Below are 25,348 nucleotides of genomic sequence, written 5' to 3'. Positions count from 1 at the left end.
GGAAACGCGCAATGGGGTTCGACACATACCTTCAGGTTGATGGTCAGACTGTCCTGCAGTGGCGGAAAGATGCGAGCCCGCTGCCTCGTTTGCTTTTTCGGTTCGACCAGCTGGAAATTAAACCTCCTGCGGATGATGACTCTTGGCAGGTGGCCTTTGCATGCTCAGTGGGTTCCGCTTTGGAGAATCTCGAACGGGCTGGATTTGGCTGGCATGCGACAGTAGATGCATATTCGGACAATCGATTTGTCGAGGCCGGTGCGTATGGGATAAAAATGGCCGATGTCAAATTTAGAGACCTGACTGACGAGCAAGCACGCGCAGAGTTGGAAGAGTTCGTATCCTTGCCTGCTGAGTCTGACCTCTCTGCCCTCGGGGCTCTGATGGTGGCTCAGTGGATGGCGGGAGAAGATCTAATTCTCCTCAGTGAGTTGACCTACGAGGGAGACCTTGAAAGGTCCTGGGACTATCACAGTCGTGTCTTCGATGGGGCTGAACGATTTGGAATCGTTGACCCATATCGCATCTTTCGTGCAGTAGAGTCGCTCACGGTTCTCGACCGCAGTGCCCCCTTGATCTGCTGGCCGATGATCGTGTGCACGTTCCTAAAGCACCTCCCGCAAGACCTCATCATCTCGTTTGATATTAGCGAGGATGCCGCCCAAGAAGACGTGGATGGCGAGGATTCAGCTCACGAGTATGCGGCTAGATACTGGGAGGTCTCTGGGCAGTCACTCGTTGGTGTTGCGCAGACTCTTGGCCGACTCTTCGGGGTGCTTTCCGGGTTCGACAATGCCCTTGGGCGAGAGTTCTGGTTCGCCCGATCTGCTGGTCTCCTCGGTAAGCTGAGGTCTATTTCTGGCGACGGCGGGGGTCTTTCTGCGAAGGCTCGCGGGGATATCCTGGAAGCCCTAATGGAGGCGATCCTTAGAACTGAGGAGCCAGAGCTGGAGGTGGTCGAGAAGAATTTTCGCACTGCAGAAGAGGAGATTGATATCCTCGTCACCAATGGCCTCCGTGACCCGTTTTGGGTTGCCCAAGGAAGTCCGTTGATACTGATTGAGTGCAAGAACTGGAAGAATAAGCCTGGGGTTCCTGAACTTCGCGTCTTTGAGTCCAAGATGAAAGACCGGTCTGCATTGTGCAAGATTGGAATCTTTGTGTCGATGGCGGGATTTACAAGGCCGTTTCTTGCAAGGCTCAAGGCTTTTCAGGCGCAGGGTGGAATCATCTTTGCTCTCGACGGTGACGACCTGGAGGAGCTGGTGTCCTCCAAGACCCGCCTGACGGACTGGCTGAGAGGAGCTGGAGTCCGTAGGGCGCTCGGCAAGCTAGATGGGTAGATCGGGCTGGGCCGTCTGTGGGCCGTGCGAAGCCAGCCAGCTATGACCGATGATGACCAGTGCTGCGGCCTCGGACCCAGGCGGGACATGGGCCATGCCTTCGGATCTGCGACACTGGATGAACCATGCCTAAGCCCGGAGAACTGACCTTTGTCGCGCCGCGTGGCGCCAAGCCCCCGCGACACCTTGCCGACCTCGCCCCCGCCGATCGCAAGGCGGCCGTCGCCGAGCTGGGCGAGCAGCCGTTCCGCGCCAAGCAGCTGTCGAACCACTACTTCGGCCGGCTGTCGAGCGACCCGGCCGAGTGGACGGACATCCCTGCGGCCAGCCGGGAGAAGCTGACGGACGCGCTGCTGCCCGAGCTGATGTCGGTGGTCCGGCACGTCTCCTGCGACGACGACACCACCCGCAAGACGCTGTGGAAGCTGTTCGACGGCACCCTGGTCGAGTCGGTGCTGATGCGGTACCCGGACCGGGTCACCATGTGCATCAGCTCGCAGGCCGGCTGCGGGATGAACTGCCCGTTCTGCGCCACCGGCCAGGCCGGGCTGACCCGCAACCTGTCCACGGCCGAGATCGTCGAGCAGATCGCGGCCGGCATGCGGTCGCTGAAGGCGGGCGAGATCCCGGGCGGCGAGGCGCGGCTGTCCAACGTGGTCTTCATGGGCATGGGCGAGCCGCTGGCCAACTACAACCGGGTGCTGGCCTCGATCCGCCGCCTGACCGACCCGGCGCCGGACGGCTTCGGCCTGTCCCAGCGCGGCATCACCGTCTCCACCGTCGGCCTGGTCCCGGCCATGAACCGGCTCGCGGACGAGGGCCTGTCCTGCCGCCTGGCGCTCTCCCTGCACGCTCCGGACGACGAGCTGCGGGACGAGCTGGTGCCGGTGAACACCCGGTGGAAGGTGGCCGAGGTGCTGGACGCCGCGTGGAACTACGCGGAGCAGTCCGGCCGGCGGATCTCGATCGAGTACGCGCTGATCAAGGACATCAACGACCAGGCCTGGCGGGCCGACCTGCTCGGCCGCCTGATCAAGAACCACCGGGTGCACGTGAACCTGATCCCGCTGAACCCGACGCCGGGTTCGAAGTGGACCGCCTCCCGGCCCGAGGACGAGCGCGAGTTCGTCCGGCGGCTGCAGGCGCACGGTGTGCCGACCACGGTCCGCGACACCCGGGGCCAGGAGATCGACGGCGCCTGCGGTCAGCTCGCCGCCGCGGGCTGACACCACCACGTCACAGCGAGCGGGGCCCGGACGGAAGTCCGGGCCCCGCTCGCGTTCCTGCGCCAGGTCAGCCGAGGGCGCCCGCCGCCAGCACGGCGGTCGCCCCGCCGGTGAGCAGCAGTACGGTGCCGGCCGCGAGCACCCGCAGGACGGCCGCGCCGAACAGCAGCCCGGGTGCGGCGCCGAGCCGGAGCAGGGCGGAGCTGACGTCCCGCCGGGCGCTGCGGACCTCGGCGGCCCGGACCACCACGGCGGCCAGCGCGCAGGCGACCACCAGGACGCCCTCGACGTTGGTCAGGGCCTCCGAGCTGCCGGGGCGCCCGATCCAGTACCGGAAGGCGGCCAGGACGGCGGCGCCCGCCAGCGCTAGCACGGCCAGCGGGGTGCCGAGCCGCCGGGCCTCGGCGGTCAGGCTGCGGCCGGCCAGCAGTCGGAGCGGGGCGGGTCGGCCGAGGGCGAGCAGGCGGCCTGTCAGGGCCAGCAGCGGGGCGGTGAGCAGGGCCAGCCCGAGCGCCGCGAACGTCCAGCCGACCAGCACGGGGACGCCGGTGTCGCCGAGGCCGCCGGGCAGCACGACCGGGCGGCCGTCGACCGAGCCGCCGGGCCGCAGGCCGTACAGCTCCAGGGCGAGGCCGGTCACCAGCAGGCCGGTGGGCAGGGCGATCCGAAGCGGGCCGAAGCCGGTCGGGGCGGTGCGCTCCAGGCCGGTGGGCAGCGGATCGGCGGACGGGACGGCGCAGGCGGCCGAGACCCCGGCGACCAGCGGGACCAGCACCAGCAGGGTGACCGGCGCGGCGGCGGGCAGCGGGCTGCCCATGCCGAGGTCGGCGGCCAGTGCGGGGCCGGCGATGTCGTTGCGCAGCACCAGGAACAGCAGCAGGGCGAGGGCGCTGCCGAGGGCGCAGGCGAGCGCGATCTCCCCGGCGACCAGCAGCCGGAGCCGGACCGGTCCGGCCCCGGCGGCGGTCAGGCCGTTGATCCGCTCGGGACGGGCGGCGGGAACGGCGCGGGCGGCGACGGCGGCGAACCAGCCGACCGCAGCCAGCGGGGGCAGGCACCAGAGCAGCCGGGGGACGGCGCCGGCGGCGGGGTCGTTGAGCGCGCGGCCGAGTGCGCGCAGCAGCAGGGCGGCGACCACGGCGGCGGCGGTCGCGGTGAGCAGCCAGCGGCCGAGGTCGGCGGGCCGGTAGCCGCGGGCCAGGCGGAAGTACAGCACGGTCACCGCCCCGCGGTGAGGGCGGCGGCGCCGCGCGGCACGGGGGCGACCGGTCCGGTGAGCCGGCCGTCGAGCATGGCCACCGTGCGGTCGGCGTACTTGACCAGCTCGGGGTCGTGGGTGGCGAGCACCAGGGTGAGCTGGTGCGAGCGGGCGGCGCTGGCCAGTATCCGCAGTACCTGGTCCTTGGCCTCGCGGTGCAGCGGGGCGGTGGGGTCGTCGGCGAAGACCACGGCGGGCAGCGGGGCGAGCGCCCGGGCCACCGCGATCCGCTGGCGCTGACTCTGGATCAGTTCGGCCGGGCGGCGCTTGGCGAAGTCGGCCACGTCGAGCCGCTCCAGCCACTCGGCGGCGGCGGTGTACGCGGCCTTGTGGCCGGCGCCGGAGAGCAGCAGCGGCAGGGCGACGTTCTCCCGGGCCGTCAGTTCCGGGACCAGGTGCGGTTCGGAGCCGACGAAGCCGAAGCGGTCCCGGCGCAGCCGTTCCCGGCCGACCCGGCCCAGGGTGTGCACGGGGGCGCTGTTGAACCAGACCTCGCCCTCGTCCACCGGGAGCAGTGCGGACAGGCAGCCGAGCAGGGTGCTCTTGCCGGAGCCGCGCGGGCCGGTGACGGCGAGGACCTCGCCCTCCCGGACGCCGATCGAGATCCCGCGCAGGGCGGGGGTGCCGTGGTGGGACTTGACGATCCCTCGGGCCCACAGCACGTCGTTGTCGGGCGGGGCCGCTGACATGGGGTCCATCCTGGTGCGCGACGGGGATATGACAGTCGTCAGATTAGAACGACCGGGGCGGGTCGAGGATGCGGCACACTGACCCAATCAGGGTCAAAAGCTGGCGAACACGGCGTGTTGGCCGGAAGAAATCCCCCCGATGACGGCCGGAAACGCCCGAAGGCGGCCCCTCGGTCGGGGCCGCCTTCGGCGGAGGGTGGGACGGAGAGCTGGTCAGATCTTGGCCCACGCGTCGGTGAGGCTGACCCGCAGGATCTGCTCGATCTCGTCGAAGGTCGACTGGTCGGAGATCAGCGGCGGGGCCAGCTGGATGACCGGGTCGCCACGGTCATCGGCGCGGCAGTACAGGCCGTTGTCGAAGAGCGCCTTCGAGAGGAAGCCGTAGAGCACGCGCTCGACCTCGTCGTCGTTGAACGACTCCTTGGTGACCTTGTCCTTCACGAGCTCGATGCCGTAGAAGTACCCGTTGCCGCGCACGTCGCCGACGATCGGGAGGTCGCGCAGCTTGTCCAGGGTGCCGAGGAACTTCGACTCGTTGTCCAGGACGTGCTGGTTCAGGCCCTCGCGCTCGAAGATGTCGAGGTTGGCCAGCGCCACCGCGGAGGAGACCGGGTGGCCGCCGAAGGTGTAGCCGTGCAGGAAGGTGTTGTCACCCTTGTAGAACGGCTCCGCCAGGCGGTCCGAGATGATCGTGGCGCCGATCGGGCTGTAGCCCGAGGTCATGCCCTTGGCGCAGGTGATCATGTCGGGCTGGTAGCCGAACTTGTCGGCGCCGAACATGGTGCCCAGGCGGCCGAAGGCGCAGATGACCTCGTCCGACACGAGCAGCACGTCGTGGCGGTCGCAGATCTCGCGCAGGCGGGCGAAGTACCCGGGCGGCGGCGGGAAGCAGCCGCCGGCGTTCTGCACCGGCTCGACGAAGACGGCGGCGACGGTGTCGGCGCCCTCGTTGAGGATCGCCACCTCGATCTCGTCGGCGGCCCAGCGGCCGTACGCCTCCGGGTCGATCTTGCCGTCGCGCTCCAGGAAGGCCGGGGCGCGGTAGATGTTGGTGTTCGGCGCCTTGTGGGTGCCCGGGACCAGCGGCTCGAACGGGGCCTTCAGGCCCGGCAGGCCGGTGATCGACAGGGCGCCCTGGGGGGTGCCGTGGTAGGCGACGGCGCGCGAGATGACCTTGTGCTTGGTCGGCTTGCCGGTCAGCTTGAAGTACTGCTTGGCCAGCTTCCAGGCGGTCTCGACCGCCTCGCCGCCACCGGTGGAGAAGAAGACCTTGTTCAGGTCGCCCGGGGCGTAGTGCGCCAGGCGCTCGGCCAGCTCGACGGCCTTCGGGTGGGCATAGCTCCACACCGGGAAGAAGGCGAGCTCCTTGGCCTGCTTGGCGGCGGCCTCGGCGAGCTCCTCGCGGCCGTGGCCGGCCTGGACGACGAACAGGCCGGCGAGCCCGTCCAGGTACTTCTTGCCCTTGTCGTCCCAGATGTACGTGCCCTGGCCCTTGACGATCGTCGGCACGGGGGAGTTCTCGTACGACGACATGCGGGTGAAGTGCATCCACAGGTGGTCGTAGGCGGTCTTGGAAAGGTCCTTCTGCGCCGGGTCGGCAGTCATCTGGTGCCCCAGGTGTAGGTCTGTTTCCGGAGCTTCAGGTAAACGAAACTCTCGGTGCTCCGCACGCCGGGAAGCGCGCGGATGCGCTTGTTGATCAGTTCGAGCAGGTGCTCGTCGTCCTCGCAGACCAGTTCGGCCAGCAGGTCGAACGAGCCCGCGGTGCAGACCACGTAGTCGACCTCGTCGAGGGCGGCCAGCGCGTCGGCGACGGGCTCGATGTCGCCTTCGACGTTGATCCCGACCATCGCCTGCCGGGTGAACCCGACGGTGAGCGGATCGGTGACGGCGACGATCTGCATCACGCCTTGGTCGAGCAGTTTCTGGACCCGCTGACGTACCGCCGCCTCGGACAGGCCGACGGCCTTGCCGATGGCGGCGTACGGGCGACGCCCGTCCTCCTGAAGCTGCTCGATGATCGCCTTGGAGGCGGCATCGAGGGGAACGCTCGCGTTCCGGTCGCGGTTGGCCACGTCGCCACTGTGCCTGATCCACCCGTTGCGCGCAACCGCGTCGGCTGCTGATTCCGTCGTCATTTCCAAAAATCAGTGCGGATTGCGTGGCACTTGTCCGATGGGGCTGCCGAGAAGGGAAGCTGACCGGCTAGGCTGGTCAGGTACACGCGGAGGCGTGCACACCACCCCAGTGGACCGCGGCTCCCACAGCCCGGCCACTCGGCGCCGGAGTACCCTGGCGCCGGTTCCTGCAACGTGGCAGGCCCCGACCGAGGAGAGACCAGTGAGCGAGCTCCGTACGCTGCGCAACTACGTCAACGGTGAGTTCGTCGATGCGGCGGACGGCCGCACGCTCGACGTGATCGACCCGACCACCGGCGAGGTGTACGCGACGTCGCCGCTGTCCGGCGCGGCGGACGTGGACGCGGCGATGGCCTCGGCCGCGGCGGCGTTCCCCCTCTGGCGTGACTCCACGCCGTCCGTTCGGCAGAAGCTGCTGCTCAAGATCGCGGACGCGGTCGAGGCGCGGGCCGACGAGATCGTGGACACCGAGTGTCACAACACCGGCAAGCCGCGCTCGCTGACGCTGTCGGAGGAGATCGGTCCGATGGTGGACCAGATCCGCTTCTTCGCCGGTGCCGCCCGGCTGCTGGAGGGCAAGGCCGCGGGCGAGTACATGGACGGGATGACCTCGATCGTCCGCCGCGAGCCGGTCGGCGTCTGCGCCCAGGTCGCACCGTGGAACTACCCGATGATGATGGCGGTGTGGAAGTTCGCCCCGGCGATCGCGGCCGGCAACGCGGTCGTGCTCAAGCCCTCCGACACCACCCCGGCCTCCACCGTGCTGCTGGCCGAGATCATCGGCGGCGTGCTGAAGGAGCTGGAGCTCCCGGCCGGCGTCTTCAACGTGATCTGCGGTGACCGCGAGACCGGCCGCCTGATGGTCGAGCACCCCACCCCCGCGATGGCCTCGATCACCGGTTCGGTACGGGCCGGCATCCAGGTCGCCGAGTCGGCGTCCAAGGACGTCAAGCGGGTGCACCTGGAGCTCGGCGGCAAGGCGCCGGTGGTGGTGTTCGAGGACGCGGACATCGCCGAGGCGGTCGAGGGCATCTCGGTCGCGGGCTTCTTCAACGCCGGCCAGGACTGCACCGCCGCCACCCGGGTGCTGGTGCACGAGTCCATCCACGACGACTTCGTGACCGCGCTGGCCAAGGCCGCCGCCGACACCAAGACCGGCGGGGTGGACGAGGAGGACGTGCTCTACGGCCCGCTGAACAACGCCAACCAGCTCAAGCAGGTGGCCGGCTTCATCGAGCGCCTGCCCGCGCACGCCAAGGTCGAGGCCGGTGGCCACCGGGTCGGCGAGGTCGGCTACTTCTACGCCCCCACCGTCGTCTCCGGCCTGAACCAGGACGACGAGATCATCCAGAACGAGGTCTTCGGCCCGGTCATCACCGTGCAGAAGTTCTCCGACGAGGACCAGGCGGTCGGCTACGCCAACGGGGTCGAGTTCGCGCTCGCCTCCTCGGTCTGGACCAAGGACCACGCCCGCGCCATGCGGATGTCGCGCCGGCTGGACTTCGGCTGCGTCTGGATCAACACCCACATCCCGCTGGTCGCGGAGATGCCGCACGGCGGCTTCAAGAAGTCCGGCTACGGCAAGGACCTCTCCTCGTACGGCTTCGAGGACTACACCCGGGTCAAGCACGTCATGACCGCGATCTGATGATCCGGTCCACGGGCTGACGCAGGCTCACTTCAGGGGCGCATCCGATCGGGTGCGCCCCTGCTGCTTGTCAGGCTGTCGGGTGAGCGGCGGCCCGCCTGACATGATGCAACTGCCCGTCGGCGCGTCGGTTCCCTACGCTTACCGGCATGAGCACCCCCACTGCTGACTCGGCCGCCGGGCAGGCTGTCAAGGCCGCCGACCGCGCGCACGTCTTCCACTCGTGGTCCGCCCAGGCACTGATCGACCCCCTCGCGGTGGCCGGTGCCGAGGGTTCGTACTTCTGGGACTACGACGGCAACCGCTACCTCGACTTCTCCTCGCAGCTGGTGAACACCAACATCGGCCACCAGCACCCCAAGGTGGTCGCCGCGATCCAGGAGCAGGCCGCCAAGCTCTGCACCATCGCCCCGGGCTTCGCCCAGGAGTCGCGCAGCGAGGCGGCCCGGCTGATCGCCGAGCGCACCCCGGGGGACCTCGACAAGATCTTCTTCACCAACGGCGGCGCCGAGGCGAACGAGAACGCCATCCGGATGGCCCGGCTGCACACCGGCCGGCAGAAGGTCATGTCGACCTACCGCTCGTACCACGGTGCCACCGCCAATGCGATCGCGCTGACCGGCGACCCCCGTCGCTGGGCCAACGAGACCGGCGTCTCCGGCATCGTGCACTTCTGGGGGCCCTACGCCTACCGCTCCAACTTCCACGCCGAGAACGAGGCGCAGGAGTGCGAGCGCGCGCTGGAGCACCTGGAGCAGGTGATCGCGTTCGAGGGCCCCGGCACCGTGGCCGCGATCATCCTGGAGACCGTGGTCGGCACGGCCGGCATCCTGATCCCGCCGGCCGGCTACCTGGCCGGGGTCCGGGAGATCTGCGACCGGTACGGCATCGTCTTCATCCTGGACGAGGTGATGGCGGGCTTCGGCCGGACCGGTGAGTGGTTCGCCGCCGACCACTGGAACGTCACCCCCGACCTGCTGACCTTCGCCAAGGGCGTCAACTCCGGCTACGTCCCGCTCGGCGGGGTGGCGATCTCGGCCGAGATCGCGGCCACCTTCGCGGAGCGGCCGTTCCCCGGCGGGCTCACCTACTCCGGTCACCCGCTGGCCTGCGCCTCGGCGGTGGCGACCATCAACGCGATGGCCGAGGAGGGCATCGTGGAGAACGCCAAGCACATCGGCGAGACCGTGCTCGGCCCCGGCCTGCGCGAGCTGGCGGAGCGCCACCCCTCGATCGGCGAGGTGCGCGGACTCGGCGTGTTCTGGGCGCTCGACCTGGTGAAGAACCGCGAGACCCGGGAGCCGATGGTCCCGTACAACGCCGCCGGTGCCGCCAACGCGCCGATGGCCGAGCTGGCCGCCGCCTGCAAGCAGCGCGGGCTCTGGCCCTTCGTCAACATGAACCGCTTCCACGTGGTGCCGCCGTGCACGGTCAGCGAGGAGGAGGCCAAGACCGGTCTGGCCGTCCTCGACGAGGTGCTCACCCTCACCGACGCGCACACCAGCTGACGTACCGTCCGTTCGGCCCCGGGCAGTGCCGCCCGGGGCCGTTCCTCTGCCCGGAGACGAGTCACATGACCTTCACCCGCCGCGCCCTGCTGGGCACCGCGAGCCTGCTCGGCCTCTCCGCCTGCGGCATCCCCGCCGCGTACGTGCCCGAGGAGCGGCGGGCCGCCGCCGACCGTTCGGAGCGCGACAAGACGCTGAACTTCTCCAACTGGACGCAGTACATCGACACCGACGACAAGGGCGGGCGGCCGACCCTGGACGCCTTCACCGAGGACGCCGGGATCGAGGTCACGTACACCGAGGACATCAACGACAACGACGAGTTCTTCGGCAAGATCAGCCCGGTGCTGGCGCAGGGCGGCGACCCGGGACGCGACCTGATGGTGGTCAGCGACTGGATGGCCGGTCGGTACGTCGCGCTGGGGTGGGTGCAGCAGTTCGACGCCGAGAACCTGCCGAACGTCGCCAAGTACCTCGACCCGCAGCTCGCCTCGCCGGCCTTCGACCCGGGGCGCCGGCACAGCGTGCCGTGGCAGTCCGGGATCACCGGCATCGCGTACAACCGCAAGGCGCTCGGGCGGGAGATACGGTCGACGGCCGACCTGTGGGCACCGGACCTCAAGGGGCGGGTGACGCTGTTCGCCGGGATGGACGAGGCGCTCGGACTGCTGATGCTGGCCCAGGGCGCGGACATCGCGAAGTTCACCGCGGACGACGCGGAGAAGGCGATGGCCCAGGTCCAGAAGCTGGTGGACACCCGGCACATCCGGCGGTTCACCGGCAACGACTACACGAGTGACCTGGCGTCAGGTGCGGCGATCGCCTGCCAGGCGTACTCCGGCGACGCGATCCAGCTCAAGGCGGAGAACCCGGACATCGAGTTCGTGGTCCCCGAGGAGGGCGGCGAGCTGTGGGCGGAGAGCCTGATGGTGCCGAACCGGGCCGCCCACAAGCAGAACGCCGAGCTGCTGATCGACTACTACTACCGGCCCGAGGTCGCGGCCGAGCTGGCGGCGGCGGTGCAGTACATCTGCCCGGTGCCGGCGGCGCGGGACGTGCTGGCGGGGAGCTCGGACGCGGAGACCGCCGCGCTGGCGGAGGAGCCGCTGATGTTCCCGACGGACGAGATGCGGGCCCGGCTGCACAGCATGCGCGACGTCACGGCGGCGGAGCGGCCGGACTTCCACCGGATCTGGGGCAAGGTCGCGGGCGTCTGACCCCCGGGTCCCGGTCTTCCGAAGCGGGGGCCGGAAGTCAGCGCCGGACGGCGTCCAGGGCGAGCAGGGCGACGTGCAGGGAGAGGCAGGACTCGACCTGGTCGAGGTCGACGGCGAGGATGCGTTCGACCTTGTGCAGGCGGTCGTAGAAGGAGGGCCGGGAGAGGTGGGCGGCGTCGGCCGCGGCCGACTTGTTCCGGCCCTGCTCCAGGTAGATCCGCAGCAGCTGGACCAGCTGCCCGCCGTGCTCGGCGTCGTACGCCAGCAGCGGGCCGAGCTCGCGCTCCACGTAGGTCTGGAGGCGGGCGTCGTCCCGGAGCAGGTGGAGCAGGCCGCGCAGCCGGACGTCCGGCAGGCGGTAGTACGAGGCGGCCCGCCCGCCGGGGGCGTCGTGCAGGGCGGCGTCGGCGACCTGGGTGGCCTCCAGCAGGGTGCGGCGGGCGTCGCGGACCGAGCCGACCGAGGAGCCCACGGCGATCACCGGTTCGGGGGCGGGTGACGCGGCGTCACGGTCGCCCTCAGCGACCAGCTTGCGCAGCGCGGCGGCGAAGCCTTCGAGCGCGGCGTGCTCGTCCTGCTGCGAGCCGAGCGCGATCAGGACCCCGACGCCCTCGTCGTCGAGCGCGCCGACCAGGGCGGAGAGCCGGCTGGTGCGGATCGCGGTGGCGGTGAGTTCGGTGAAGTCGCGCAGCCGGGCCTGGGCCTCCAGCGCGGCGGGGATCGGGCCGCGCCGCTGGCGCAGCACCACGCCGACCAGGCGGCGGCTGTCCAGCGGGACGCCCAGGGCGGCGGCCCGCAGCGCGACCTCACTGACCGTCAGGGCGTGGGTGAGGATGCCGGAGAGCAGGGTGCGGTGGGTCTGCCGCTCCAGCGATTCGCGGTCCCGGACCACCAGCCGGTTGAGCGCGAGGGTGGCGGCGCCGCGCTCCAGCAGCATCGCGTGCGGGTGCGGGACGCCGTCGGGCAGCGGGCGGGGGTCGTCGACCAGGATCAGCCGGCCCCAGTCCTGGCCCCGGGCGCCGACGGCGGTGACCAGCCAGCCGCTGCGCGGGTCGTACCCGGTCCGGCCGGGCGGGCGGACGCCGCGCGAGCGGCGCTCCCAGCCTTCGAGCAGCTCGGTCTCGGGGCGGCCGGCCGTCTCGTGCGCGAGCACCTGGTGGGCGAGGTTCTCCAGCACCACCGGGGCCCCGGCCATCCGGGCCACCTGGCGGACCACCTCGGCCGGCTCGGCCCCCTCGACGGCGAGCTCGTTGAAGACCTGGTGGACGGCTTCGGAGATCCGCAGCTGCTCCAGCTGGGCGTTGACCACCAGCGCGTGCACGGCCTCGGTGACGGCGACGAAGCGCAGCTCCCGGCGGAGTGCGATCAGCGGCAGTCCGCGTTGCTCGGCGGCGTGCACGAGGGCGCGCGGCAGGTTGTCGAAGTAGCGGCGGCCGAACTCGACCACCAGCCCGGCGGCGCCGATCTCGGCCAGCTCGCGGACGTACCGGGCCAGCCCGTCGCGGTCCTCGGGCAGGGCGATGCCGGTGGTGAGCACCAGCTCGCCGCCCTGGAGCATGCCGGCCACGTCGGGGAGCTCGCTGACGTGCACCCAGCGGACCGGGCGCTCCAGCTGATCCGCGCCGGCCACCACCTGGGGCAGGCCGCGCCGCATCACGTCGAGGTCGAGCACGCGGGCGACGGTGGGGAGCACGGGAGGACCTTCCATGGGCAGCAGGGTGTCAGGTGAATCATGCATCCGCCCGACGACCTGTTGCCTTTCCACCCTGTAAGGCCCTTGTGGCCGAGGCTGTCGGAGTGACCCTTGTCACCCCGAGGAGTGAGCGGGCATCGTCAGCGGGTCGGCAGTACCGGCCCGGACCCCGGGCCGTGGGATGAATGCGGTGTTGCCCCCGAAATCCGTCGCGTAACGAGAACGCAACCGCGGAATCCCTTGTAGGGGCAACCCCCGGGTGTCAGGATCACCGGACCCCGAGGCACCCTGGCCGACTCACCGGGCACCCTGGAGGAACCTGATGGACCTGACCGACTTCAGCGCAGGCGCGCAGTACATCGCGGGCCGGCTGACCGAGGGCACCGGCACCGAGCCCTTCCAGGTCGTCAACCCGGCCGACGGCAGCGTGGTCCAGCACGTCACGCTCGCCTCGACCGGCGACGTCGACAGCGCGGTGGCCGCGGCGAAGGCCGCGCTGCCCGCCTGGTCGGGCACCACCCCCGGGGCCCGGGCCGAGGCGCTGCTCAAGCTGGCCGCCGTGCTGGCCGACCACGCCGAGGACTTCGCCCGGGTGGAGACCGCGCAGACCGGCAAGCCGATCAAGCTCTCCACCGAGTTCGACGTGCCCGGCACGGTCGACAACACCTCGTTCTTCGCCGGGGCCGCCCGCAACCTGGAGGGCAAGGCCGCGGGCGAGTACTCCGGCGACCACACCTCGTACGTACGCCGGGAGGCGATCGGCGTGGTCGGCTCGATCTCGCCGTGGAACTACCCGCTCCAGATGGCCGCCTGGAAGATCCTCCCGGCGATCGCGGCGGGCAACACCATCGTGCTAAAGCCGGCCGAGCTGACCCCGCTCACCTCGCTGATGTTCGCCCGGGCCTGCACCGAGGCGGGCATCCCGGACGGCGTGGTCAACGTGGTCACCGGCGCCGGCCGGGGCGCGGGCGAGCACCTGGTCTCGCACCCGGACGTCGCGATGGTCTCCTTCACCGGCTCCACCCCGGTCGGCAAGCGGGTCGCCGAGCTGGCCACCGCCACCGTCAAGCGCACCCACCTGGAGCTCGGCGGCAAGGCCCCGTTCGTGGTCTTCGACGACGCCGACCTGGACGCCGCCGTGCACGGCGCGGTGGCCGCCTCGCTGATCAACGCGGGCCAGGACTGCACCGCCGCCACCCGGGCGTACATCCAGCGCCCGCTGTACGACGCCTTCGTGGCGGGCGTCGCCGAGCTGTACAGCCAGGTCAGGATCGGCAACCCGCTGAACCCCGCGACCGACCTCGGCCCGCTGGTCTCGTTCACCCACCGGGACCGGGTGGCCGGCTTCGTCGAGCGGGCCCGCTCGTACGCCACCGTGGTGACGGGCGGTCAGGCGCTCGGCCTCGGCCACGACGGCACCGAGCTCGCCCCCGGCGCCTTCCACCTCCCCACCCTGATCACCGGGGCGCCGCAGGACAGCGAGGTGGTGCAGGGCGAGATCTTCGGCCCGGTGCTGGTCGTGCTGCCCTTCGACTCCGACGAGGAGGGCCTGCGGCTGGCCAACGACACCCCCTACGGTCTGGCCGCCTCCGCCTGGACCACCAACGTGCACCGCTCGCTGCGCGCGACCCGGGAGATCCAGGCCGGCTGCGTCTGGGTCAACGACCACATCCCGATCATCAGCGAGATGCCGCACGGCGGCTACAAGTCCTCCGGCTACGGCAAGGACATGTCGCAGTACTCGCTGGACGAGTACACCCAGCTCAAGCACGTCATGTTCGACACCACCGCGGTGGCCAGGAAGGACTGGCACCGCACGGTCTTCGGAGACAGATAACCCCCGTCTGCTCCTCACCTCTTCCCCCGGAGGGTGTCCCCGCATGGAGTTCAACGAGATCGCCGACGGCCTGTCGGACCCGGTCCGCAAGGCCTGGGAACGCAGCCTCGCCAACGGCCGGGCCGCGATGAGCCGGCGGGCCCTGATACGCGCGGCCGGCCTGGTGGCCGGCGCGGGTACCCTGGCCGCCTGCGGGATCCCGCCCGCCCGCAGCACCGGCACCGGTGAGGCGGCCGCAGGGCCGGACGACTCCGACAGCGACAAGGTGGTCAACTTCTCCAACTGGCCGCTCTACATCGACGTCGACGCCAAGGACGAGGAGAAGCGGCCCACCCTGGACGCCTTCACCGCGGCCACCGGCATCAAGGTGAAGTACACCGAGGACATCAACGACAACGTCGAGTTCTTCGGCAAGGTGAAGCCGCAGCTGGCGGCGGGTCAGGACACCGGCCGGGACCTGATGGTGCTGACCGACTGGATGGCCGGCCGGATGATCCGGCTCGGCTGGGCGCAGCGGCTCAACCCGGCCAACCTCACCCACGCGATCACCAATCTGGAGAATCGTTACCGCGCCCCGGACTGGGACCCCAATCGGCTCTACTCCTACCCGTGGTCCGGCATCCAGGTCGTGGTGGCCTACAACCGGAAGGCCACCGGGGGGAAGGCCGTCACCTCGGTCGCCCAACTGCTCGACGACCCCGAGCTGAAGGGCCGGGTCACCTTCCTGTCCGAGATGCGCGACACCATCGGCATGGTGCTGCTCTCGCTCGGCAAGGACCCGGCGAAGTTCACCGCGGCCGACTACGACGCCGCGATCGCCCGGGTGCAGCAGGCCGTCGACAGCAAGCAGATCCGCAAGTTCACCGGCAACGACTACGGCCAGGAGCTCTCCTCCGGGGACATCGCGGCCTGCATCGCCTGGGGCGGCGACCTGATCCAGCTGAAGGCCGACAACCCCGACATCGAGTTCGTCATCCCGACCGAGGGCTATGTCGCCTCCACTGACAACCTGCTGGTCCCGGCCCGGGCGAAGCACAAGAAGAACGCCGAACTGCTGATCGACTTCTACTACCAGCAGGCCGTCGCGGCCCAGCTCACCGCAGGGATCAACTACGTCTCCCCGGTGGCCGGGATCAAGGACGAACTCGCCAAGCTGGCCCCCGAGGTGGCGGAGAACCCGCTGGTGCTCCCCACCCCGGAGATGGCTGCCCAGGTCCACGTCTTCCGCAGCCTGACCGAGGCCGAGGAGACCGACTTCGAGGACAAGTTCTCCAAGTTGATCGGCGCCTGACCCCCACCACTCGGCCCCTTCTTCCCGACAGAGAGACACCATGACTGAGCAGCTGCGCGAGGCGGCGACGGCCGGTGGCGACGTACGCCTCACCGGTATCGGCAAGACCTACGGCGCCTTCACCGCCGTCCACCCGCTCGACCTGACCGTGCCCCAGGGCTCCTTCTTCGCCCTGCTCGGCGCCTCCGGGTGCGGCAAGACCACCACGCTGCGGATGATCGCCGGACTGGAGGAGCCCACCAGCGGCACCGTCCTGATCGGGGGTCAGGACGTGACCGCGCTGCCGCCGTACAAGCGGCCGGTGAACACCGTCTTCCAGAGCTACGCGCTCTTCCCGCACCTGGACATCTTCGAGAACGTCGCCTTCGGCCTCCGCCGCCGGGGGAAGAAGGACGTCAAGAAGCAGGTCGAGGAGATGCTGGAGCTGGTCGAGCTCGGCCCGTACGCCCGGCGCAAGCCGCACCAGCTCTCCGGCGGCCAGCAGCAGCGCGTAGCGGTCGCCCGCGCACTGATCAACCACCCGCAGGTGCTGCTGCTGGACGAGCCGCTCGGTGCGCTCGACCTCAAGCTGCGCCGGCAGATGCAGCTGGAGCTCAAGCGGATCCAGACCGAGGTCGGCATCACCTTCGTGCACGTCACCCACGATCAGGAGGAGGCCATGACGATGGCCGACACCATCGCGGTGATGAACGGCGGCCGGGTCGAGCAGCTCGGCGCTCCCGCCGACCTGTACGAGAACCCGGGCACCACCTTCGTGGCCAACTTCCTCGGCCAGTCCAACCTGATCCCGGCCGAGGTCACCGGCAGCGCCGACGGCTCGCTGCTGCTCAGCGCCGGCGGCACCCGGCTGGCCGTCCCGCGGGCGCGCTGCTCCACCGACGCCGCGCGGGTCTACCTGGGCATCCGCCCGGAGAAGATCACCATCGCGGGCGCCGGCACCGAGGTGGCCGAGGGCCGCAACCGGATCTCCGGCACCGTGGTCGACTCCAGCTTCATCGGCGTCTCCACCCAGTACGTGGTGCGCGCCGAGACCGGCCAGGAGCTCGCGGTGTTCGAGCAGAACATGGACCGCACCACCCGGCTCACCCCCGGCGCCCCGGTCGTCCTGCACTGGAACCCGGCGCACTCCTTCGGCCTCGACGCCGCGCAGGCGATCGACGCGGGCACCGGGGAGGCCGCCGCGTGACCGCCACCACCGAGGCCGCACCGACCCAGGTGATACCTCTTCAGGACCGGCCGCCGCGCCGGAAGCTGACGCCCTACTGGCTGCTGCTGCCCGGCCTCGCCTGGCTGGTGGTCTTCTTCGTGGTGCCGATGGTCTACCAGGCCTCCACCTCGCTCCAGACCGGCTCGCTGGAGCAGGGCTTCAGGCTCACCTGGCACTTCTCCACCTACTGGGACGCGCTGAGCGAGTACAAGTGGCACTTCGTCCGCTCGTTCGGCTTCTCCGCGATCGCCACCCTGCTCTGCCTGGCGATCGGCTACCCGCTGGCGTACACGATCGCCTTCAAGGCGGGCAAGCGCTGGCGGAACGTCATCCTGATCCTGGTGATCGCGCCGTTCTTCACCAGCTTCCTGATCCGCACGCTGGCCTGGAAGACCATCCTCTCGGACGGTGGCCCGGTGGTGTCGGCGCTCAACGCGCTGCACCTGCTGAGCGTCACCGACTGGATCGGCCTGACCACCGGAGAGCGGCTGCTGGCCACCCCGCTCGCGGTGATCTGCGGCCTGACCTACAACTTCCTGCCGTTCATGATCCTGCCGCTCTACACCTCGCTGGAGCGGATCGACCCGAGGCTGCACGAGGCGGCCGGCGACCTGTACGCGCGGCCGTTCACCACCTTCCGCAAGGTCACCTTCCCGATCTCGCTGCCGGGTGTGGTGGCGGGCACGCTGCTCACCTTCATCCCGGCCTCGGGCGACTACATCAACGCCCAGCTGCTCGGCTCGCCGAGCGAGCAGATGATCGGCAACGCGATCCAGAAGCAGTTCCTCAACGTGCTCGACTACCCGACGGCGGCCGCGCTGAGCTTCATTCTGATGGCCCTGATCCTGGGCATGGTGACGGTCTACATGCGCAAGGCCGGGACGGAGGAACTGGTCTGATGAGCCGAATCCTGAAGTGGGTGCGGGCCCACCTGGTGGTGCTGGCGGGCGTGCTCGCCCTGGCCTACCTGGTGCTGCCCAACCTGGTGGTGCTGGCGTTCTCGTTCAACAAGCCCAGCGGCAAGTTCAACTACGAGTGGAACCAGTTCTCCACCGACGCCTGGACCGACCCCTGCGGCGTCGCCGACATGTGCGGCTCGCTCTCGCTCAGCCTGCAGATCGCGGTGCTGGCCACCATCGGCGCCACCGTGCTCGGCACCATGGTCGCCTTCGCGCTGGCTCGGTACCGGTTCCGCGGACGGGGCGGGGCGACCGGCCTGATCTTCCTGCCGATGGCGATGCCCGAGGTGGTGATGGCCGCCTCGCTCGGCACGCTCTTCCTCAACATGCGGATCCCGTTCGGGTTCACCACGATCCTGATCGCGCACATCATGTTCTGCCTGAGCTTCGTGGTGACGGCGGTCAAGGCCCGCGTGATGAGCATGGACCCCCGGCTGGAGCAGGCCGCCCAGGACCTCTACGCCACGCCCGTGCAGACCTTCCTGAAGATCACCCTGCCGCTCGCCGCCCCCGGCATCGCGGCCGGCGCGCTGCTCAGCTTCGCGCTCTCGTTCGACGACTTCATCATCACCCAGTTCAACTCGGGACCGACCACGGTCACCTTCCCGATGTTCGTCTGGGGTGCCTCGCAGCGCGGCATCCCGGTGCAGGTCAACGTGATCGGCACCGCGATGTTCCTCGCCGCCGTGGTGCTGACGGTGGTCGGCCAGTGGGTCGGCAACCGTCGCAAGGCGCAAGCCTGACATTCTGTTCAGATCGTCTGAAATACCGTCAATCCGCAGAAAGTAGCTGATAGGCATGGACTCCGCCCGTGCGCTCAGTGATGCCCGCCCGACCCCCTTCTGGCTGGAGGACCCGGGCCGCCCGGAGGCGCTGCCCGCCCTGGTCGGCGACACCAGGTGCGACCTGCTGGTGGTCGGCGGCGGCTACTCCGGACTCTGGACCGCACTGATCGCCAAGGAACGGGACCCCTCGCTGGACGTGGTCCTGATCGAGGGGAACGAGATCGGCTGGGCGGCGTCCGGGCGCAACGGCGGGTTCTGCGCCGCCAGCCTCACCCACGGCTTCGGCAACGGCCTCCAGCGCTGGCCCGGCGAACTGGCCGAGCTGGAGCGCCAGGGGCTGGCCAACCTGGCGGAGATCGAGAACGCGGTCAAGCGCTACGGCATCGACTGCGAATGGGAGCGCACCGGCGAGATCGACATCGCCACCCAGCCGCACCAGCTCGCCGAACTGCGCGAGGTGGCCGAGGCCGTCGCCGAGTACGGCGGCGAGCTCACCTTCCTGGACGCCGACCAGCTGCGCGAGCAGGTCGACTCGCCCACCTTCCTGGGCGGCATCTGGGACAAGGAGGGGGTGGCCATGCTGCACCCCGCCAAGCTCGCCTGGGGCCTGCGGGACGCCTGCCTCGGCCTGGGCGTCCGGATCTTCGAGCGCACCAAGGGCCTCTCGCTCGCCGAGTACGGCAGCGGGATGGCCGTCCGCACGCCGTACGGGCGGGTCTTCGCCCGCAAGGTCGCGCTCGGCACCAACGTCTTCCCCTCCCTGGTCAAGCGGGTCCGGCCGTACATCGTCCCGGTGTACGACTACGCCCTGATGACCGAGCCGCTCACCGACGAGCAGCTCGCCTCGATCGGCTGGAGCGGACGGCAGGGGCTGAGCGACAGCGCCAACAAGTTCCACTACTTCCGGCTCTCCGCCGACAACCGCATCCTCTGGGGCGGCTACGACACCATCTACCACTTCGGCAGCAAGGTGCGGGCCGAGCACGACCAGCGGCCGGAGACCTTCCGCACCCTGGCACGGCAGTTCTTCCAGACCTTCCCGCAGCTGGACGGCGTCCGCTTCACCAACGCCTGGGGCGGCGCGATCGACACCTGCACCCGCTTCTCGGCCTTCTTCGACACCGCCTACAAGGGCCGGGTCGCCTACGCGGCCGGCTTCACCGGCCTCGGCGTCGGCGCCACCCGCTACGGCGCCGAGGTGATGCTCGACCTGCTGGCCGGCGAGCTGACGGAGCGTACGGCGCTGGAGATGGTGCGCAGCAAGCCGCTGCCGTTCCCGCCCGAGCCGGTGCGCTGGGCCGGCATCGAACTCACCAAGTGGTCGCTGGACCGCTCCGACCGGCACGGCGGCCACCGCAACCTCTGGCTGCGCTCGCTCGACCGGCTCGGGCTGGGCTTCGACAGCTGAGCCGTGGTCGCCGGCTGAGCCGTGGTCACCGGGTGGGGCGCTCCGTTTCGACGGGGCGCCCCACCTTTCGGCGTTCTTTTTCGGCGTTTGCGTGTAAGAGACCGGCGTTCCGCTCCTCTCCCTCCTGACAGGTACCCGAGGAGGAGGACCGATGGCGAGCACCCCTGGGGACCGCGCGGTGGACTGGCTCACCGCTGCGGCACCCGATCCGGAGGCCTGCCGCGAGGACTGGGAGCGCAGCGGACGGGGCGTCATGCTGCTCCCGGCCGGCCGGCTGTGGGACGTCCTGCTGGTGCCCGGCCGGCTCGGGCACCTCACCTTCGAGGTGCTCTCCCGGCTGACCGGCACCGGCCCGGTGTACGCGGACTTCGCCGACGGGCAGCTCGGTTTCCTGGTGCCGGTCGGCACCGCGGCGCGCTGGATCGGCACCGGTGTGCGGAGCGCGGGCAGCGGCACCTGGGTCGCGTTGCCGCACCCGGCGGGCAGCGGGCGGGGGCTGCGCTGGCTGGCCGCTCCGGACGGGTCGGGGCGGCTGACCGATCCGGCGGTGCTGGAGCTCGCGCTGCACGACGCGGCGGCGCGGATGCTGTGAGCGGGGTGCTGCTGTGGGCAGGGCCCGAGATGCTGAAGAAACGTCCCTGCTTGGGCGGCTGCGGTGACGACCTGTAAGGCTGAATCTGCATTCCCCGTCAGCCTGTTCGTTGAGCCGGGGCGCGACGGTGAGCAGACTGGAGAACGAGCGCGGTAGCCCGTGATCCCGCCGCCCGGCCGATGCCGGCGGCGCGTACCAGGGACCGTCGGCCGAGACGCCGAACGGACTTCGGAGGCAGACGACCTTGAGCAAGCACATCACCCACTGGATCGGCGGCGCCCCCGTCGCCACCGCCGGCTCCGCCCCGCGGCGCGGCGACATCTTCGACCCCGCCACCGGCCAGGTCACCGGGCAGGTGGACTTCGCCTCGATCGCCGAGGTCGACCAGGCCGTCGCCGCAGCCGCCTCGGCCTTCGGCGAGTGGCGGCACGCCTCGATCGCCAAGCGCACCCAGGTGCTCTTCGCCTTCCGCGAGCTCTTCAACGCCCGCAAGGACGAGCTGGCCTCGATCATCGTCTCCGAGCACGGCAAGGTGCACTCCGACGCCCTCGGCGAGCTGGCCCGCGGCCAGGAGGTGATCGAGTACGCCTGCGGCATCCCGCAGCTGGTGAAGGGCGGCTTCACCGAGCAGGCGTCCACCGGCATCGACGTCTACTCGATCCGTCAGGCGCTCGGCCCGGTCGCGATCATCTCGCCGTTCAACTTCCCGGCCATGGTGCCGCTCTGGTTCTTCCCGATCGCGATCGCGGCCGGCAACAGCGTCATCCTCAAGCCCTCCGAGAAGGACCCCTCGGCCGCCAACTTCCTGGCCGAGCTGTGGAAGGAGGCCGGGCTGCCGGACGGCGTCTTCAACGTGGTGCACGGTGACAAGGTCGCCGTCGACCGCCTGCTGGAGCACCCGGACGTCAAGGCCGTCAGCTTCGTCGGCTCCACCCCGATCGCCCGCTACGTCTACGAGACCGGCACCCGGTACGGCAAGCGCGTGCAGGCCCTCGGCGGCGCCAAGAACCACATGCTGGTGCTCCCCGACGCCGACCTCGACCTGAGCGCCGACGCCGCCATCAACGCCGGCTTCGGCGCGGCCGGCGAGCGCTGCATGGCGGTCTCCGTCCTGGTCGCCGTCGACCCGATCGGCGACGAGCTGGTCGACAAGATCAAGCAGCGGATGGCCACCCTCAAGGTCGGCCCCGGCTGCAACGGCGAGAGCGAGATGGGCCCGCTGGTCACCGGCCAGCACCGCGACAAGGTGACCTCGTACGTCGAGTCCGGCCTCGCCGACGGCGCCGAGCTGGCCGTCGACGGACGCAAGCACGCGATCGCCGGGGAGGACACCGCCGGTACCCCCACGGCCGACGGCTTCTGGCTCGGCCCGACCCTGTTCGACCACGTCAAGCCCGGCATGTCGGTCTACAACGACGAGATCTTCGGCCCCGTGCTCTCGGTCGTCCGGGTCGCCTCCTACCAGGAGGGCCTGGAGCTGATCAACAGCAACCCGTACGGCAACGGCACCGCCATCTTCACCAACGACGGCGGCGCGGCCCGGCGCTTCCAGCACGAGGTCGAGGTCGGCATGGTCGGCATCAACGTGCCGATCCCGGTGCCGGTCGCCTACTACTCCTTCGGCGGCTGGAAGGCCTCGCTGTTCGGCGACACCCACGCCTACGGTCCGGACGGGGTGCAGTTCTTCACCCGCGGCAAGGCAGTCACCTCGCGCTGGCTGGACCCGTCGCACGGCGGGATCAACCTCGGGTTCCCGACCAACTCCTGATCTCTGCGCGGTTCCGGTGCGCGCTTGAGCGTGTCGATGCGTGTTGACGCGTGCGGATGTGCGCTGACGGCGGTTCGCCCTTCGGGGCGGGCCGCCGTTGGCGTTGCCGTCGTCGTCAGGCGTTCCGGTCGCGGGTGGCGCCGTCCGCCCGCGTGCTCCGGCGGAGCTTGACCCGCAGGGCCTTGGCGGCGACCGGACCGAGGCCGTCCACCACCTCGACCAGCGCGCCCATCCGGTCCAGGGCGTCGAAGGCGGCCGACGCACCGTCAGGGTCCACCCCCTCGTACAGCTCCAACCCGATGAACGAGGCCGACACCGCCCGGGACAGTCCGGGGACGTCCAGCAGGTCGGCGAGCGGGTGCCCGGCGAAGATCCGCGCCATGACCTGCTCGATCTCCGCACTCCAGAGCCGGAGCGCGTCGGCGGTCGCGGCGCCGAGCGCCGGATAGGTCGGCGCGCCGGCCAGGAACTGGCCGAGCAGGGCCACGTTGCCGAGCTCGCGCTCCTCCTCGTGCAGCTCCCGTCCGACCTGCAGCAGGTCGCGCAGCGACCCGGCCTGCGCCAGCCGCGGGCGGTAGCGGTCCAGCCGGAGCCCGGTCTCCCGGAGTGCGGCGGCGGCCAGCAGGCCCTCGACCGTCTTGAAGTGGTAGAAGACCAGGGCCTGGTTGGCGCCGGTCTCGGCCGCGATGCTGCGGGCCGAGACGCCGGAGATGCCGTGTCGTCTGAGCGCGGCGATGGCCGCTTCCATCAGCCGTTCGCGTGTGTCGCTCATGCGGAGCAGCGTAGTGCGCGGGGCTCTGCCCGGTCGTTCCGCCCGTCCTGGCGGCGCTTCCGTCGGCTGCTCCCGCAGGGCTCCTGGTGACACGTTCGGATCGGTCCTTCCAAGCTCGTCTCCTCGGGCGTGGTGGTGCCGGGTGGCGGTCGGGTGTGGCGGAGGTCAGGTGCGGGCGCATTCCCGGACCGGGCGGACGTGCCGGGGCACCCCGCTGCCGTCGGCGTCGGTCGACACGTACTCGGCGGTGAACGAGCCCTCGTACCCGATCACCGGGCCGATCACCGGATTGGTCACCCGGACCGAGATCCGGAACCGGTCCGCCTCGTCGTCGAACCACTCGTGCACGGTGGCCCGGCCGGTCAGCGCGGCCGGGCAGCGGGGCGAGCCCGGCAGGGCGGACACCCGCTGGTCCCCGGAGGTGATCACCAGCCCGCCGGCCGGGCTGACCTTCAGGTCCAGGTCCACCGCGAGGTGCTGGTGGGTACCCAGGTAGTCGATCACCGTGCCCGGACGGTCCGAGGCGATCATCGTCGCGTCGAAGCGCCGCGGCCGGGTGAACTGGAAGGTCCGCACGAAGGTGACGGTCTCCCGGCCGAACCCGTCCTGGTAGGCGTAGTTGGCGATGGTGAACGCCACGTCGCGGCCGCGCTCCGGGAACAGGATGTTGCAGCTGCTCCCCAACCGCAGCAGCGGTGTCACCAGAGGGGACCCGTGCCAGACCCGGTCCATCCGGCCGGTGCCGATGCAGGCGGTGCGGTCCTGGCTGGAGAAGCCGAAGCGGCGCTGCAACTGCGGGTGCAGCCGGTCGAACTCGGAGCCGAGGGCATTCCGGAAGATCGAGGTCGTGGCGGGCAGAGTGGTGGCGGCGTTGTCGACGGCGACGGGGCGGGCGCTGGTCTGCAGCATGGGGGTCTCCCTCTTCGGCTTCGGAGCTACGGGGGTTGTGGGGCGGTGGGGTGGTGCCGGCTCAGGGGCGGGCCAGTCGGGCCAGCGCACCGGGCGGTCGGGCGGACTTGGGGTCGGGCGGCTTTCTGACGCACCGTCTGGCGGCGGGGGTCGTGGGCAGGGGAGGGAGAAGGGAAACCATGAGGGCGGTCCCCAGCGCCGGCAGCAGCCCGGCCACCGCGGCGACGGCGAGGACAGCGGCGGTACGGGCCGTGGCGTCGAACCAGGCGTTGCGCCGTGAGCGCTCCGGGGTGATCCCCAGTTCGGCCCAGAGCCTGAGCCGGTCGAACGACCAGGCCGTCAGCCACCCCACCCAGGGCCGGATCACGTAGCGGTCCAGCCGGCCCGCCGAGCGACCCGGCCAGGTGCGGTAGTCATACCCGGTGAGGAAGCGGACCTGCCCGGCCTCCGGGACGTACCGCCAGTAGCCGGTGCCCTCCTGGAGGGGAGACCACCGCGAGTCCGAGGCGAAGCGAAGGGCGCTGATCCTGGCACCGTCCGCCCGGCGACGCTCTGCCGTGGTGATGCCGTTCCCGGTGAGGGCCGGACCCCGCCCGCCGACAGGCCCGACGCCCAGGCGGTAGTGGAAGCGGACCGCTCCCGTGGTGCCGTGACTGTCGTTGTCCCCGGCGTTGGCGTTGGCGTCGGCCTCGACGTCGCCGTAGGCGATCCGGCTGAACCGTGCGTCCCATCGCTGGTGGAGATGAGGTGACTGGGTCAGCTCCCAGATGCGGTCGAGTGGCGCGTCGATGGTGACTTCGACGTACAGGGGCCGTGCGTGGGGTCTGGCTTTGACGTTGGTGTTGGCGCTTCCGGGCATGGTCGGTTCTCCCTTCTCTCGCCAGGGGTGAACGGGTTTTGAGCGACTGCTCAAGCGTGGCGCCGCCATGATGGCAGAGGTTTGAGCGATTGCTCAAGAGGCGGGCCGGGATGCCGCCTCGGGCCGGAGTTTGCGTACGGGCCGTGGCGGGGGTAGTGTTCTCTAGTCGCTCGGCAGGGAGCACCGGACACGCATCGGCGCGGACGGTCCCGGGGTGGCCAATCCTCTGAAACACCTTCTG

The 25,348-nt window shown here is 70.3% G+C and carries 21 protein-coding genes; 13 read left to right on the top strand and 8 right to left on the bottom strand.

The genetic code is table 11. The annotated features are described in order from the left end of the window. The first annotated feature begins 11 nt into the window (after positions 1-11). Both ABT118_RS30255 and rlmN read left to right on the top strand, forming a co-directional pair. Positions 12-1,343 carry a restriction endonuclease gene (locus ABT118_RS30255; protein ID WP_350675939.1) on the top strand — a complete coding sequence of 444 codons (1,332 nt, stop codon included), beginning with the start codon at positions 12-14 and terminating at the stop codon, positions 1,341-1,343. Positions 1,344-1,468: 125 nt separating this feature from the next. Continuing rightward, positions 1,469-2,569 carry a dual-specificity RNA methyltransferase RlmN gene (gene rlmN, locus ABT118_RS30250; RefSeq protein ID WP_350675935.1) on the top strand — a complete coding sequence of 367 codons (1,101 nt, stop codon included), beginning with the start codon at positions 1,469-1,471 and terminating at the stop codon, positions 2,567-2,569. Between the two features lie 67 nt (positions 2,570-2,636). Here the strand turns inward: rlmN and ABT118_RS30245 are convergent, their stop codons facing one another. The 4 genes from ABT118_RS30245 to ABT118_RS30230 form a co-directional block, all read right to left on the bottom strand. Continuing rightward, positions 2,637-3,791 (bottom strand): hypothetical protein, encoded by a 1,155-nt coding sequence (locus tag ABT118_RS30245; RefSeq protein WP_350675931.1) that lies wholly within the window; start codon positions 3,789-3,791, stop codon positions 2,637-2,639. Then, positions 3,788-4,516: an ABC transporter ATP-binding protein gene (locus tag ABT118_RS30240; protein WP_350675928.1), complete on the bottom strand. Its 729-nt coding sequence runs from the start codon at positions 4,514-4,516 to the stop codon at positions 3,788-3,790. Before ABT118_RS30240 ends, ABT118_RS30245 begins: the two co-directional genes overlap by 4 nt. Positions 4,517-4,729: 213 nt before the next feature. After that, positions 4,730-6,121, bottom strand: a complete 1,392-nt coding sequence (locus tag ABT118_RS30235; protein WP_350675925.1) for an aspartate aminotransferase family protein — start codon at positions 6,119-6,121, stop codon at positions 4,730-4,732. Continuing rightward, on the bottom strand, positions 6,118-6,591 hold the full coding sequence (locus tag ABT118_RS30230) for an Lrp/AsnC family transcriptional regulator (protein WP_057232352.1): 474 nt from the start codon (positions 6,589-6,591) through the stop codon (positions 6,118-6,120). Before ABT118_RS30230 ends, ABT118_RS30235 begins: the two co-directional genes overlap by 4 nt. A gap of 265 nt (positions 6,592-6,856) precedes the next feature. Here ABT118_RS30230 and ABT118_RS30225 point away from each other — a divergent pair, with 265 nt between their 5' ends. The 3 genes from ABT118_RS30225 to ABT118_RS30215 all read left to right on the top strand — a co-directional run bounded on the left by ABT118_RS30225 (position 6,857) and on the right by ABT118_RS30215 (position 11,027). Further along, positions 6,857-8,302: a gamma-aminobutyraldehyde dehydrogenase gene (locus tag ABT118_RS30225; RefSeq protein WP_350675918.1), complete on the top strand. Its 1,446-nt coding sequence runs from the start codon at positions 6,857-6,859 to the stop codon at positions 8,300-8,302. Between the two features lie 149 nt (positions 8,303-8,451). Further along, positions 8,452-9,810: an aspartate aminotransferase family protein gene (locus tag ABT118_RS30220; RefSeq protein ID WP_350675914.1), complete on the top strand. Its 1,359-nt coding sequence runs from the start codon at positions 8,452-8,454 to the stop codon at positions 9,808-9,810. A gap of 65 nt (positions 9,811-9,875) precedes the next feature. Then, positions 9,876-11,027, top strand: coding sequence for a polyamine ABC transporter substrate-binding protein (locus tag ABT118_RS30215; RefSeq protein ID WP_350675911.1), 1,152 nt, complete (start codon positions 9,876-9,878; stop codon positions 11,025-11,027). Between the two features lie 37 nt (positions 11,028-11,064). On the opposite strand, the gene ABT118_RS30210 is transcribed toward ABT118_RS30215, so the two are convergent. Beyond that, positions 11,065-12,720 (bottom strand): PucR family transcriptional regulator, encoded by a 1,656-nt coding sequence (locus ABT118_RS30210; protein ID WP_502884727.1) that lies wholly within the window; start codon positions 12,718-12,720, stop codon positions 11,065-11,067. A 322-nt stretch (positions 12,721-13,042) separates the two neighbouring features. Here ABT118_RS30210 and ABT118_RS30205 point away from each other — a divergent pair, with 322 nt between their 5' ends. The 8 genes from ABT118_RS30205 to ABT118_RS30170 all read left to right on the top strand — a co-directional run bounded on the left by ABT118_RS30205 (position 13,043) and on the right by ABT118_RS30170 (position 22,567). Beyond that, positions 13,043-14,557: a gamma-aminobutyraldehyde dehydrogenase gene (locus ABT118_RS30205; RefSeq protein ID WP_350675904.1), complete on the top strand. Its 1,515-nt coding sequence runs from the start codon at positions 13,043-13,045 to the stop codon at positions 14,555-14,557. A gap of 43 nt (positions 14,558-14,600) precedes the next feature. Continuing rightward, a complete protein-coding gene (locus ABT118_RS30200) occupies positions 14,601-15,848 on the top strand; it encodes a polyamine ABC transporter substrate-binding protein (protein ID WP_350675901.1) in 1,248 nt (415 codons plus the stop codon). Positions 15,849-15,888: 40 nt separating this feature from the next. Beyond that, the gene (locus ABT118_RS30195) at positions 15,889-17,034 is read left to right on the top strand and encodes an ABC transporter ATP-binding protein (protein ID WP_350675898.1); all 1,146 of its coding nucleotides are present in this window, start codon (positions 15,889-15,891) and stop codon (positions 17,032-17,034) included. Further along, positions 17,031-17,954, top strand: coding sequence for an ABC transporter permease (locus ABT118_RS30190; protein ID WP_350675894.1), 924 nt, complete (start codon positions 17,031-17,033; stop codon positions 17,952-17,954). Before ABT118_RS30195 ends, ABT118_RS30190 begins: the two co-directional genes overlap by 4 nt. Continuing rightward, a complete protein-coding gene (locus ABT118_RS30185) occupies positions 17,954-18,757 on the top strand; it encodes an ABC transporter permease (protein WP_350675889.1) in 804 nt (267 codons plus the stop codon). Before ABT118_RS30190 ends, ABT118_RS30185 begins: the two co-directional genes overlap by 1 nt. A 55-nt stretch (positions 18,758-18,812) precedes the next feature. Then, a complete protein-coding gene (locus ABT118_RS30180) occupies positions 18,813-20,207 on the top strand; it encodes an NAD(P)/FAD-dependent oxidoreductase (RefSeq protein ID WP_350675886.1) in 1,395 nt (464 codons plus the stop codon). A gap of 151 nt (positions 20,208-20,358) precedes the next feature. Further along, a complete protein-coding gene (locus ABT118_RS30175; protein ID WP_350675882.1) occupies positions 20,359-20,799 on the top strand; it encodes a hypothetical protein in 441 nt (146 codons plus the stop codon). Between the two features lie 244 nt (positions 20,800-21,043). Next, a complete protein-coding gene (locus tag ABT118_RS30170) occupies positions 21,044-22,567 on the top strand; it encodes a CoA-acylating methylmalonate-semialdehyde dehydrogenase (protein ID WP_350675879.1) in 1,524 nt (507 codons plus the stop codon). Between the two features lie 115 nt (positions 22,568-22,682). Here ABT118_RS30170 and ABT118_RS30165 read toward each other — a convergent pair whose 3' ends face one another. From ABT118_RS30165 to ABT118_RS30155, 3 genes are all read right to left on the bottom strand, one after another. Then, positions 22,683-23,339, bottom strand: coding sequence for a TetR/AcrR family transcriptional regulator (locus ABT118_RS30165; protein WP_350675874.1), 657 nt, complete (start codon positions 23,337-23,339; stop codon positions 22,683-22,685). 165 nt (positions 23,340-23,504) lie between these two features. Further along, entirely contained in the window at positions 23,505-24,248 is a 744-nt protein-coding gene (locus ABT118_RS30160) for a DUF4166 domain-containing protein (protein WP_350675872.1), read from the bottom strand. A 61-nt stretch (positions 24,249-24,309) separates the two neighbouring features. Next, positions 24,310-25,107: a hypothetical protein gene (locus ABT118_RS30155; protein ID WP_350675871.1), complete on the bottom strand. Its 798-nt coding sequence runs from the start codon at positions 25,105-25,107 to the stop codon at positions 24,310-24,312. Between the last annotated feature and the right edge of the window lie 241 nt (positions 25,108-25,348).

This window comes from Kitasatospora sp. NPDC002040 (assembly GCF_040296785.1).
In the GTDB taxonomy this organism is placed as follows: Bacteria; Actinomycetota; Actinomycetes; order Streptomycetales; family Streptomycetaceae; genus Kitasatospora.
Note: the sequence above shows the minus strand (reverse complement) of the source record. Positions and strands in the feature narration are given on the sequence as shown.